Below are 12,986 nucleotides of genomic sequence, written 5' to 3'. Positions count from 1 at the left end.
TACACCGGATTATAACACGAGTTCAATTTTGAACCGTTAGTATGATTATAGAATGGAGGATTCCAAAATGAAAGCAAAAGAAAGTAAAGCATCTTACGGGATATTGGCAATCCTCATGATTGGTGCATTTGTTGCTTTACTGAGTAATACCCTACTCAATATAGCTTTACCATCGATTATGAAGGATTTTAATGTTAGTGCCTCAACGGTACAGTGGCTATCAACGGGCTATATGCTGGTGAACGGGATCATGATTCCTTCAACAGCTTTTTTGATTCAAAAGTATACCGCGAGACGGTTGTTCTTAATCGCGATTGGATTATTTGCGATAGGAACCTTTATCGGCGGATTAGCACCAAGCTTCCCTGTGTTGCTGATCGCCAGAATGGTTCAGGCTTCAGGGGCTGCGATCATGATGCCATTATTAATGAATGTATTGTTCACTACCTTTCCACCTGAGAAACGTGGTTCAGCTATGGGGATGTTCGGGTTGGTTATGATTTTTGCACCAGCTATCGGACCTACATTATCTGGATGGATTATTCAGCACTATGAATGGCCTGTACTATTCTTTATGATTGCCCCAATCGCCGTATTGGTGTTCATTCTGGCCTTCTTCAAATTGCATGATCCTAAAAAAGATGTGGCTATTAAGATTGACTTCTTATCTGTAGTTCTATCAGCGATTGGTTTCGGGGGTCTCCTATATGGCTTCAGTTCTGCTGGGAACAAAGGATGGGATGATCCAATGGTCTACTCCGCGCTTATTATCGGAGCGATTGGATTAGTGATCTTCATTATGCGCCAAATGAAGATGAAGGAGCCTATGCTTAACTTCAGAGTGTACAAATATCCGATGTTCGCTTTATCCTCAGCGATTTCGATTACACTGAATATGGCAATGTTCTCAGCGATGATGCTAATGCCGATTTACCTGCAAAATATTAGAGGGATTTCACCACTGGATTCGGGACTTCTAATGTTGCCTGGTGCGTTAATTATGGGTGTTATGTCTCCAATCACAGGTAAATTGTTCGACAAATTCGGCGGTAAGGTATTAGCGCTAATTGGTCTAGCGATCGTAGTGATTAGTACGTATTTCTTTAGTGATTTGACTGAAACGACTAAATATTCGACACTCATGATCCTATATTCTGTGAGAATGTTCGGGATCTCTATGGTGATGATGCCAGTTATGACCAATGGATTGAACTCGATTCCAGCCAAATATACGCCGCATGGTACAGCCATGAACAGTACGATTCAGCAGGTTTCAGGGGCGATTGGTGGGGCATTGCTCGTAACCATTATGTCCAACAGTACTACTTCGCACGTGAAGGATATGGTCGCTGATGCTGTAAGTAAATTAACGACTAAGCCCTCGGCAGACCAATTGCTTGGTATACAAAATCAAGTCATTGCGAAAGCTACCATTGAAGGGATTAACGATGCATTCTTAGTATCCGTAGGTGTAGCGATTATTGCATTTATTCTAGCCTTCTTTATTAAAAGAGGCGTACAGCCTAAGGAAACGGCAGAAGAGAAAGTGACTGCAAAGAAAGTAGCTGCTAAGCAAGTTACAACGCATTAGTTCTACGAGATTTGTTATATAGAAAGGCGCCACCTAATGGTGGGCGCCTTTTTTAAATATAAGTTCTGATACATCCTGAATGACTGTGATGGAATCATTTCCTCCAACATAAACTCTATTGGTGACTGGGTTTAGCACAGTACTGCCTGACACTAAGGGGAATCTTACGAGCCTTTTAAATGTGGTGGCGTTATAAACGGACATGTGGTTCTTATCGAAATTACCAACAAACAAATGATTTGTATTCGGATTAATGGTTATGTTGGAGGAGGTAGGCAGAACCTTTGTAGTGATGATTTTGTTGTTACTTCCATTGATGACGAATAGCTTTCCTTTACCTTCAACTTGTGCACTTGAGACATAGATACGGTTTGTCAGCGGATTGATAACGACCTCACTTTGCAGACGCCCCAGCTGTACATTTTGCAGCAATTTATTGTTGCGGCCGTTGATTACCGAGAGAAACCGACTTAAGTTATTAGCGACATAAATGCGGCCTGTGATTACATTAAGTGCGGGTGGTATCACAGGGTTATTACCGACTTTTATGGTGGCAATGATGGCCTGTGTATTCCCATTAATGACGGAGACGGAATTTTTTATTGTATTGGTCACATATATACGATTTGTAAGCTCATTAATAACGATTCTGGAAGGGCGGCCGCCGACTTCAATCTTCGTTTTGATCTGGTTTGTTTTCCCATCGATGACGAATATATTTCCTGCTATGCTAGTTACATAAATCAAATTTTTTCGAACATTTACTCCGATATTATCAGGCATGCGGCCCACTTTCACAGTCTTTATCACCTGGTTTGTCCGCCCGTTAATAACAGAAACCGTATCGTCACGAAAATTTGTTACATAGATTCGGTTAGTCTGGGGGTTAATCCCAAGCTGTGTTGGCAGTCTTCCAACATTGATGCGTGCGATAATTCGATTCGTTATGCCATCGAGTACCCCGATAGTTCCAGCCTCAGTGTCTGGGTTAACAAAGTATACCCTATTTGTGCTGACATTTACTTCGATATCTCCGATCGGTCCGGCAGAGCGGACTGTAGCAATCACTTTTGGCTGCGCCATGCTTATACCCCTTTTCAAGTAAATAGATACTTCATTATATTTAGGCTTAGGCAAAAGGGTACTACATATATCGTTGCAAGATGTATCTTCGGGGTGTAGAATAATAATCCCAAATCTACATTTGAAGTTAAATGTAAGCGTTATATTTTTAGGGAAATTGTGATCGATTGGAGGCTGGAGGATAAGATGATGAAATCAGTGTTGTCGGATATTTTACTAACGCCTGACAAGCTACAACTTCATAGTGAATTAATAGAAGAGATTGGACAATACATTACGCGAGAGATCCTAAATCATCCGTTATTGCAAGAAGATCGTCAGAGGGTAAGCATTATCCTAGATGGATCGACCGCACTCGGGGTGGTAGATGGGCAGTCGGATGTAGATATAATCATTATTTGTGAGGATGAGTCTTACAACAGTATTAATCATCGGTTCGAGGAAGCAGGGCTGATTCCGGAGCACAGTAGTTTTTTTATGGATTTAAGGCTTCCGAGTGGGAAGACAGGGCATTATACACTCCATAAAATATCTGATATCAAAGAAGCTTTAATGAGCGGGGATATGGAATGGCTGTGGAATGCATCGGTGTCCTATATTTACTACGATCAGCTGGATCTGAAGTCACTTTTTCATTCCTATGTTCCACTCCAATCTGAAGTACTAATGAAATTTCGTAAGAATTCATACATACAGCTAAGAAGCTATGCCAGAAGTCTAGATAATCCTGTAGTTCGTGGCGACGCCTTTCCAATCTTGTTCTTAGCGGTTTCCCTTTGTAAAGAGGCTTTACGCTGTGCAATCACTATTGAAGGTTATCCGTATCCCTATGACAAATGGCTTGTTCCCGTAGCGCAGCAAACGGTCGTAGGTCGAAAGATTTTGGAGTGTGCAGGCGATTTTTGGAGTTATCTTAGAGAGGATGAATCCTTTGCTCCCATGCACCAGGAGGACAATAATTTTGTCAAAATGGAAAAACAATTTCGAAAGATACTTTTGGAGGAATTCCGCCTGCGAGGGATCGATGAACCTTGGTTAATAGAGTGGTGGAAGTTTTTGAAGGAATAAACGGAGTAATGACGCTGACTATCCTTCTTGATTACGGTAAGGTATACTGGAATGAACTTTTCAGTAAGAGGTGATTAAATGGCTGGGACAGTCTCTATATTAGGCGTTCCTTTTTCAAAACTAACACTAAACGAGACAACACTTCATCTAACAAAACATATTCAATCCGGAGAACCGAAGCTATTTCATTTGATTACGGCGAACCCGGAAATTACGATAACAAGCCAATCGGATGAGCTGCTTCGAACCATACTCCATGAGGCAGATTTGATTACTCCTGATGGGATTGGCATTGTGCTGGCATCGAGAAGAAAAGGTGACCCTATAGCTGAACGAGTTACGGGGTATGAACTACTTCTTGAGCTGCTCGCACAAGGGAATAAGCTGGGCTGGAGCTTTTATTTCTTAGGCACGGATGAGCATACCAGCTGTAAAGCGGTCGAAAAGATTACAGAGCTATATCCGAATGTGAAAATTGCCGGAAGACATAATGGTTTTCTTGCTAAAGAAGAGGAACCGGCCATTGTGGCAGAGATTCAGCACGCACAGCCAGATTTCCTGATTGTCGCGATGGGGGCTCCATACTCTGACAAGTGGGTTTATAAGCATAAACAGGCGCTTTCTCAGGTTAAGGTTGTGTTTGGCGTGGGGGGAAGCTTGGATGTTATAGCGGGAAAAGTGACTCCAGCCCCTGCGATATGGAAGAAACTCAATTTGGAGTGGCTGCATCGACTCTTATTCGCACCTGTGGCCAAAGGACAAAAGTCGCGCTGGCGCAGGCAAGCAGTTCTTCCTAAATTCGTGTATCGAGCTATGATTAGGAAATAAGGCAGATGGCCGCCCTGGAAAGGGTGGCTTTTTTTGAGTAGTAAGCTGAGGAAATATTGAAATTAAGAATTTTTATGAAAATTTAAATGAAAATATTCATGGAAATGTAACAGTAACCATAACTAATTACATAAAAAACTTCCCAAAACAGCATCTTTGCGTTATCATTAATGTGAAAACATTCACAAAGGGGCGTTATAAAGATGAAGAAGACAACAAGTACTGCTCTCATTCTCATTCTCTCTGTCATGCTCGTAATCGCAGGCTGCGGTAACAGTAATAGCAACAGCGCAGGTAATAGTAATGGCAACGAGAACAAAAGTAAGGTAAATGAGACGGCCAAAAATGATAAAGCTGAAGCCGTATCAGGTGCATCAGAAGCTAGTTACACACCACTGGATCAATTAAAAGATAATTATGATATCGTTATTGTTGGTGCTGGTGGTGCAGGAATGTCTGCTGCACTGGAAGCTAAGGCCAAAGGCTTGAACCCTGTTATTTTAGAAAAAATGCCGGTTGCAGGTGGGAATACAAGTAAATCCTCCTCAGGAATGAACGCTTCCCAAACGAAATTTCAAAAAGAGCAAAGCATTGAAGATAGCAATGATAAGTTTTATGAAGAGACACTAAAGGGCGGCCATGACACGAACGATAAAGAGATGCTTCGTTTCTTCGTTGACAATTCCGCAAGTGCAATCGATTGGTTGGATTCGATCGGAATCAAGCTGAACAATATTACGATCACAGGCGGCATGAGCGAAAAACGCACCCACCGTCCAGAAGACGGCTCTGCGGTAGGCCAATACCTTGTCAAAGGATTGGTTAGAAACGTACAAGAAAAAGAAATTCCACTGTTTGTGAACGCGGATGTTAAAGAAATTACTCAAAAAGACGGTAAGGCTAACGGCGTCAAAGTACTCTTTAACCAAGCTGATGAAAAAACCATTACAGCGAAGGCAGTTGTTGTAACAACAGGTGGTTTTGGATCCAACATGGATATGATATCAAAAGTTAGACCTGATCTGGAAGGATACGTAACGACTAACCAAATCGGCAGTACCGGCGACGGCATCAAGATGATTGAGGCACTTGGCGGAACCACCGTTGATATGGATCAAATCCAGGTTCACCCAACAGTTCAACAAGAAAAATCTTATCTGATCGGGGAAGCTGTACGCGGCGAAGGTTCTATCCTCGTGAATAGCGAAGGCACACGGTTCGTAAACGAATTGACTACACGTGATAAAGTTACCGAAGCGATCAATGCACTTCCTGAAAAAGCGGCAACGCTTGTCTTTGATTCCGGCGTCAAATCACGCGTGAAAGCAATTGAACAATATGACAAAATGGGCTTCGTGATCCAAGCGGATACCATCGAAGCATTGGCGAAAGAAATCGGTGTTCCAGCCGATAAGCTAAAAGCGACACTTGATACTTGGAACAGCGCGGTAAAGAACAAGAACGATGCTGAATTCGGCAGAACAACAGGGATGGACAACGATTTATCCGCGGGTCCTTACTACGCTATTAAGATCGCCCCAGGGATTCATTACACCATGGGCGGTGTGAAGATCAATACGAACACAGAAGTATTAAATAAAGACGGCGCTGCTATTCCTGGCCTGTATGCGGCTGGTGAAGTTACAGGTGGATTGCACGGTCAAAACCGGATCGGTGGTAACTCTGTAGCTGAAATCATTATTTTCGGCCGTCAAGCAGGGATTAAATCTGCTGAGTTTGTACAAGCACAATAAGATTTAACTGCTATTCTGGTTAAAACAAAAGAACCGCTTGGGCTAATTGAAGCCCGGGCGGTTCTTTGTTTAATCTCTCGTTTAAAGTGAGTGGAGTGACCTCTATTCAAAAAGCTACTTCTCGCTTTTAGCTTGTTCTTCTCGCATCCACTGTGACAGCTGGCGTTTGAGTTTAAGGAATTCCGGGGAATCCGTAATCTCATCGCGGCGTGGCCGTGGAAATGGCACATCAACAGTATGTAGGATGGAGCCGGGGCGACCCGAGAATACATAAATACGATTCGAGAGCAGCAACGCTTCTTCGATGTTATGGGTAATGAATAGCACGGAGCGGCGATTCTCCTCCCACAGCTCCAGCAGCCAGCGCTGCATTTCACTGCGAGTTAGTGCATCCAATGCGCTGAAAGGTTCATCGAGCAGCATCAACTCCTGCGGAGCCAGCAATGCTCTGAGAAAAGCAGCACGCTGCTGCATCCCACCAGACAGCATATGCGGATAAGCCTGTTCGAATCCATTCAAGCCAACCTTGGCGAGCCACTGGCGCGCTTCTTCACGAGCTCCATCCTGCAGAGCGCCTTTAATTTCCCCGGCTAGAAGTACATTATCTTCAATCGTTCGCCAAGGAAAAAGCGCAGGCTGCTGCGGCATATAACTGATTTCACCACGTTGACCCGTAACGGCTCTGCCGTTCATGCGGATCGTTCCTGCATCGGGCTTCACTAGTCCGCCGATCATATGGAATAAGGTGCTTTTTCCGCAGCCGGAAGGACCGACGATCGAAACGAACTCTTGCTGCTCTACCTTAAGAGAGACGTTGTTAAGCACGTTCGTCTCGCGGCGACGATGGGTGAAGGACTTGGAGATGCCGCTTACTTCAAGAGCAGGTGGTGCAGTATGAGCTTCAGGAGAGCTTATGTTTTCAGTTGTTCTTTGCTCTATTTGCGTCGCTTGAGACATACAGGCATCTTCCTTTCTATGAGTTACGGCGCGGTTTCCAGCGAACTAACCATTTTTCGAGCAAGGCGATAATCGCAAAAAGCACAAGACTAAGGAGCACAATAATAACAATAGCGACAAACATCCGATCCGTACGGTAAGCCGATTTTTGCAGCAGCATATAATAGCCAATCCCTTTATCCGCGCCAATCCACTCAGCGACCACGGCTCCCATAACCGCATAAGTAGCAGATATTTTCACACCGGAAAATAGTGCCGGGATAGAAGACGGAAGCTCCAGCTTGGTGAAGATTTGCCACTTGCTTGCGCCAGCCATTTTCATATAATTCATCATGACCTGATCACTTTGAGACAAGCCGCCCATTGCAGCGACAGCTACCGGGAAGAAGCATACCAGTGTAATCAGCACGATTTTGGGCAAAAGACCGAAGCCAAACCAGATGATAAGCAGTGGTCCGAGTGCGATAGAGGGAACATTTTGACTCAGAATAATGAGTGGATAAAAAGCCCGTCTAGCCCAAGGTAAAAGATGCAAAAGTAGAGCGACGATCAAGCCTACACCTGTACCAATAGGAAAACCGATTAATGTGAGTCGGAGCGTAGCCATCGTATGAGCCCAGAGACCTGAGGCATTACTGGTGGATTCGCGAGCAATATCAGCAGGACTCGGCAGAATCCAGGATTCGATATGGAATAGAGAAACAGATAACTGCCATACGGTTAAAAAGAAGACGACCGCCACAAGGGGCGGCCATATTAGCTTCCAGGTCGATCTCACGGCCGATATTTCTCCGTCAATTTATCCATGCTGATTCCGTTAGGGTTATGAGCGATTTTGATTTGGGAGATCACGCTTGGACTACCTGCCTCGATCAGCGCCTCCTGCATTTGACGTACAACCTCCAGAAGCTCGCTCAGTTCACCTTCCATAGTAGTTTCCAGTGGATTCACCTGATGTTTAACGCCGGATTTTTGAATAACTTCAATCGCTTTATCTACGTATGGGATGGAGTCCTCATTGTTTGGAGTCTTAGGAATTACTTGAATGCTTAATAATGTATTAGCCACAATAATCAATCCTCTCATTTTATAATGTAAGTTAAAAAGTCAACTTTGATAACGAAGTGTTTTCAGGAAGCAGATTCGGCGTCGAATCTTGAACGAACTTGGGAAGTCCGGTACTCACGTAGCACATCACTACGCTCCGTTCCTCCTTCCTCAAGTAACGTTCAACCTTCTTGGTTCTGAAAGCTGACTTTTTGAACTCTCATTGAAATAGGTAAGTTCAAGAAGCCAACTTTGAAAACGAAGTAATTCAGGAAGCAGATTCGGCGTCGAATCTTGAACGAACTTGGGAAGTCCGGTCTACTCCGCCGGTAAAAAATCATTCGTGAATGCACTAGCTGCATCCAGCGGTTTGTCCAGCAGCTTCAAATCATACATCCAGTCGCCGTAATTCTGCCAGACCTCGGTTTTTTGCTCTCCCCAGCGTGGGGCGTCGTCCTTATATTTCGGGCTAAGCCATTTTTGGCTAGCTAGGACAAGCTCGGCATCAAGGTCAGGCACAGCCTTGGATAATGTAGCGGCAGCCTCTTCTGGATGATCAATCGCATATTGATAACCCTTCGATGTGGCTTTCAGGAAAGCCTTCACCAAATCTGGATTCTCAGAAATCTGCTTCTCACTCGTGGTCAGCACAGGGGTGTAATAATCGAGCTGAGGCGCATAATCCTTCAAGTAGAGCATATCCAGAGGCTCACCACGCAGTTCGGCTTCAATACCGGTCCAAGCGTAGAAGATCCAAGCGAAATCAATGTCACGTTTGACTGCAGTAAAATAGTCAGCTTCACCAATACTGATTAGCTTCACCTTTTTCACATCGCCACCAACAGGGTCCATGATCGCCTTCATGGCTGCTTCCTCAGCGGGAGAGCCCCAACCTCCGTAAGTTTTACCCTCAAAATCTTTTGGTGATTTAATCTTGCGATCCACTGGAGCGGCGAATCCCGAAGTATTATGCTGAATAATGGCTGCAATCGAGACAAGGGGAACGCCTTGTAGACGAGCTAGAGTCAATCCTTCCTGAGCGCTGATTCCAAAAGCAGCTTCGCCAGAGGTAACCATAGTATCAGAACCCGCTGCGCCAGGTTGAACGATTTCTACATCCAGACCTTCTTCCGCGTAATAACCAAGATCCTTGGCTACGTATAGACCGGTGTGGTTCGTATTCGGTGTCCAATCCAGTGCAACCTTAACTTTGGTAAGCTCTTTTGGAGCATTTGATCCGGTCGCTGCATTCGATTCCGCAGCATTTCCTTTGTTTCTTCCGGCTGTATTCCCATTGTTGCTGCCGCATCCGGCAATCGCAAGAATGAGCATACAGGTGAGGCTAAGCATAAGTACTTTTTTGACTTGCATGTCTTCTTCTCTCCTTTAAGGTTGCCAGATCCCGTCATCCAACATGAACCATAAAGTGTAGTATGTACATTTCTTCTACATCTTTTGTGATCTACACAAAAAAAGCGCCCCGAGTGATCGGGACGCTGGCTTGGCGCAAGGTTAGTAAAGGTCACAGGGACCAAAACCAATTGGCGATTCCTACGCTGGCATTATCCAGATCAGGTATAAGGGTCAGTATCTTGTGGGATACAATCTCAGCCGGCCAATTCCAGCACCCCTGGTTCTATGAAGTTAACGGGTATTTCTCGCTTAAACGCTAATCGTCTTTATAAGGACGCTGAAGGCGTTTATGCTTGCATACGGTGTATTATAGACGGCTGTTCTCGGAATGTCTAGTAGCATGCTCCTAAATTTTTCAAATCTCTCCGTCCGTTTTCATTAATCCAGATCTTTATGTTTCTTGCGATGACGCCGCTTAAGCTCAGTAACCAGAGCACCTAGCGTAAGGACAACACTGATCATTATCCCGCTCATAATCACGAAAAGAGCAAGAAACTCAAAGGGGGAATAGCTAACCATCTTACTCCATTGAATCTTTCCATCCAGATCGTCAATGACTTGATTCATGCCATAAATCCCACTTACCACCGTAAATACAGTGAGGATCATCAGCAGATTATCCCGGCGCTTCGACTGGAACTTATCTTGATACTGAAAAAGGTCAGTCAAGGTTTCTTTTACTTCCTCGAACAGAGCGTCGTTCCCGTATACTTTACGCAGCTGAAGAAAAATCTCCCGTCCTTGCGACTGTGAAATCAGCTCCAAGAAATAGAACTTTGCCGAGAATTTATTAATCGAGTAGATTAAATTATCGATCTCATCATAATCGTGGTTTATGCGTAGTCGGGAATGCATATTTGCCAGCTTTAGCAGAACGATTTTGTGGAAAATATTGAGTAGAAATCCGTAATAATATTGCCCGTACATCTGGTTGGCGAGGCTAACGGCGATCTTTGGTTCAGCTCGGGTTAGACAGCAAAAGGTCTGCTCATTCATCATATAATACGAGTCTGGGCCCCATCGATTATAGGAATGCTCATGACAGTAGTTCGCAATATACGCTGGATCGCTGGCACTGGCATAGGGCTTCCCGTTCAGATCAATTCCATCAAGCTGAGAGGCGCGATAGCGTATATTTATACTAATCTCATCAGAATCCCCTTCACTCTGAAAGCCATAAAAGGCTTGCACCTGCATTCTTTCATCTACGAAAAAGGGAAGGGTCTCGAAATAAGCCCCATTGATATCCGAGTGATCCAGAAAAGGCTCCAGTCCATCCACCAGATTTCGGAAGACAAAATCCTCTACCATCTCATAGGTCTGTTCCCCGCAATGGATATAGGTGTAGTCATCCTGTACGAAGGTATTCTCAAGCGTCCGGAAGCGGTCCGCGAATTCCAGTGCAATACTAAAGGGAATCGAATCCCCCTCAAGCTGGACACGTATCGTCACAAATCCAAGCTGAAAAGGACATATGAATATATCCGTCGAGAGAATTTTAAAAAATATAGACTGCTGAGGAATCTCTAGAATACAGTCCAGATTATTGACTCTGGAAAAGCGGCGGAAAGAGTCTACATCCTTCTTGCGTGGAAAAAGAATGTGTGCAGCAAACGGTAAATAGGTGCGCTCCATCCGTTCATGGGAAACACAGTGATCTTCTCCGTAATAGGCATTTTCTAACTCTTTATTATCCAGAAAAAAACGTGTGAAGCCATCATCCTGCAATTGTTGGATAAGCTTCTTAGAATCACCCTTTTTTATTGAAAAGGGAAAAATAAACTGCATAAGCGCAGTATGTAATAAAGGCTCAGTTGAAAGCTTATCCATTCATCGTCCATCCTTGTGCTCAGAATATGCTTATAGATGACATTACCCTAAAAGGATTAGGTTGATACCATTTTAACATTCTAAATACTGGAACTCTTTCTTTGGACTGCTTGCCTGGATTGGAACCTCCATGCGGCAATGCTCAGCAAGAACAAGAAGGCGGCAAAACCGGCAAGTAATCCAGCAGTTTGTACCACCTTTAGATGGTCCATAGACCAGCCCATGAATAGGGGCAGCAGAGCTCCACCGACACCTCCAGCAGCGATCATTATGCTGGGTGTTGATTCTTCGGCTCCTGGCAGCATCTTGCTGGAGAAGACTAAAGCTATGGAGAAAATACCGGACATAAATAGCCCAAGTAGCATAATTACGATGAATGCAGCTAATAGATTATCTGTGAACGGAAAAAGAGCCAGCAGTAACAAGGTCAGTAAACAGCTACTTAAAATATATACACGGTAAGAAATTTTCTCTGCAATCACTCCAGCAAACAATCTTCCCGTAGACATAGCTAGCCAAAAGAAAGTGACTGTCAGCGCCGCCGCAGATTCTGTCATCCCTAGCTTGGCGATAAAGATGGCGGGCATAAAGTTGACCAGACTCATCTCCGTACCTACATAAAGAAAGAAGAAAAGGATGAAGATGCCCAGCAGAATCCATTGTTTCCCTTTATACGGAAGCTGTTTGCTGGACTGCGAGGAATGTGCGGATGCTGAGACTTTGCGAGGTGCTCGCTCGTCCAGTATGCGCTGCAGATTCCCAAAATGGCCTCTTCCCCAGAGGATGAGAGAAAGTAATGAGAAGCCAGCGACAATTAGGAATGCTAATCTCCATGCTCCGGTAGCAATGAGCGGACTGGCGATAAGAGGCATTACAAGTGCTCCTATCCCAAATAGGACTTCAAGTCGGCTCATCGCGATCGCGGTTCCTTCTGTCACAGCTCCGATAATGATGGTGCCGATGACGGCTTCGATCATACCGAAACCAAAGCCAGCCGCAACAGCAATGACATACATCCACTCCCAAGGGGGTAGAAAAGCATACGCAATCTCAGCAGTCAGGAGAAGGGAGGTGGCGATAATGATGCCTCCTCGTTTCCCAAAACGGCGATTGAGTAGGGGAGAGACAAGCACACCAGCCAGAAAACCAGCGAATTGACTAAAGATTAATTGCCCGCCGGCACTATAATTTTGGTCATAATGCTGTAGCAGAACGGGAAGAATAGATCCCAGCACTACATGAGCAAGGCCAATGACAAAGTAGGAAAGACAGCCGATCCAGATCAGTTTTTTCACGAAGTAAGCTCCTTATATTGAAAGTAGTTTATAGAGTAAGGTCGGATTCAATGTGAACCGGAAGGGTACATTATAATAAGCACCATTGTTATGATAAATCCAAACGGTGAGCTTGGATAT

11 protein-coding genes and 1 riboswitch are annotated in these 12,986 nt (G+C 44.4%); of the genes, 4 read left to right on the top strand and 7 right to left on the bottom strand.

Going from position 1 to position 12,986, the window contains the following annotated elements:
• Window positions 1-67 precede the first annotated feature (67 nt).
• Window positions 68-1,591, top strand: coding sequence for a DHA2 family efflux MFS transporter permease subunit (locus NSQ29_RS25375; RefSeq protein ID WP_042184348.1), 1,524 nt, complete (start codon window positions 68-70; stop codon window positions 1,589-1,591).
• Between the two features lie 33 nt (window positions 1,592-1,624).
• Here NSQ29_RS25375 and NSQ29_RS25370 read toward each other — a convergent pair whose 3' ends face one another.
• On the bottom strand, window positions 1,625-2,674 hold the full coding sequence (locus tag NSQ29_RS25370; RefSeq protein WP_341126386.1) for a YncE family protein: 1,050 nt from the start codon (window positions 2,672-2,674) through the stop codon (window positions 1,625-1,627).
• A gap of 186 nt (window positions 2,675-2,860) precedes the next feature.
• On the opposite strand from NSQ29_RS25370, the gene NSQ29_RS25365 reads away from it, so the two are divergent.
• From NSQ29_RS25365 to NSQ29_RS25355, 3 genes are all read left to right on the top strand, one after another.
• On the top strand, window positions 2,861-3,742 hold the full coding sequence (locus tag NSQ29_RS25365; RefSeq protein WP_341126385.1) for a nucleotidyltransferase domain-containing protein: 882 nt from the start codon (window positions 2,861-2,863) through the stop codon (window positions 3,740-3,742).
• 78 nt (window positions 3,743-3,820) lie between these two features.
• Window positions 3,821-4,570: a WecB/TagA/CpsF family glycosyltransferase gene (locus NSQ29_RS25360; RefSeq protein ID WP_076285166.1), complete on the top strand. Its 750-nt coding sequence runs from the start codon at window positions 3,821-3,823 to the stop codon at window positions 4,568-4,570.
• A gap of 203 nt (window positions 4,571-4,773) precedes the next feature.
• Window positions 4,774-6,324 (top strand): flavocytochrome c, encoded by a 1,551-nt coding sequence (locus NSQ29_RS25355; RefSeq protein WP_076285167.1) that lies wholly within the window; start codon window positions 4,774-4,776, stop codon window positions 6,322-6,324.
• Window positions 6,325-6,438: 114 nt separating this feature from the next.
• Here NSQ29_RS25355 and NSQ29_RS25350 read toward each other — a convergent pair whose 3' ends face one another.
• The 6 genes from NSQ29_RS25350 to NSQ29_RS25325 all read right to left on the bottom strand — a co-directional run bounded on the left by NSQ29_RS25350 (window position 6,439) and on the right by NSQ29_RS25325 (window position 12,866).
• Complete coding sequence (locus tag NSQ29_RS25350; protein ID WP_081382967.1) at window positions 6,439-7,281, bottom strand: ABC transporter ATP-binding protein; 843 nt, start codon at window positions 7,279-7,281, stop codon at window positions 6,439-6,441.
• 16 nt (window positions 7,282-7,297) lie between these two features.
• Complete coding sequence (locus tag NSQ29_RS25345; RefSeq protein WP_076300092.1) at window positions 7,298-8,059, bottom strand: ABC transporter permease; 762 nt, start codon at window positions 8,057-8,059, stop codon at window positions 7,298-7,300.
• Window positions 8,056-8,349, bottom strand: a complete 294-nt coding sequence (locus NSQ29_RS25340; protein WP_036682688.1) for a thiamine-binding protein — start codon at window positions 8,347-8,349, stop codon at window positions 8,056-8,058. Before NSQ29_RS25340 ends, NSQ29_RS25345 begins: the two co-directional genes overlap by 4 nt.
• Window positions 8,350-8,646: 297 nt before the next feature.
• A complete protein-coding gene (locus NSQ29_RS25335) occupies window positions 8,647-9,699 on the bottom strand; it encodes an ABC transporter substrate-binding protein (RefSeq protein WP_341126384.1) in 1,053 nt (350 codons plus the stop codon).
• Between the two features lie 160 nt (window positions 9,700-9,859).
• Window positions 9,860-9,970: riboswitch (TPP riboswitch) on the bottom strand.
• 149 nt (window positions 9,971-10,119) lie between these two features.
• Complete coding sequence (locus NSQ29_RS25330) at window positions 10,120-11,571, bottom strand: hypothetical protein (protein ID WP_042184368.1); 1,452 nt, start codon at window positions 11,569-11,571, stop codon at window positions 10,120-10,122.
• An 80-nt stretch (window positions 11,572-11,651) separates the two neighbouring features.
• Window positions 11,652-12,866, bottom strand: a complete 1,215-nt coding sequence (locus NSQ29_RS25325) for an MFS transporter (protein ID WP_341126383.1) — start codon at window positions 12,864-12,866, stop codon at window positions 11,652-11,654.
• Window positions 12,867-12,986 lie beyond the last annotated feature (120 nt).

The organism is Paenibacillus sp. FSL F4-0236, assembly GCF_038000135.1.
GTDB lineage: Bacteria > Bacillota > Bacilli > Paenibacillales > Paenibacillaceae > Paenibacillus_AQ.
This window is presented reverse-complemented; position numbering and strand designations above follow the sequence as displayed.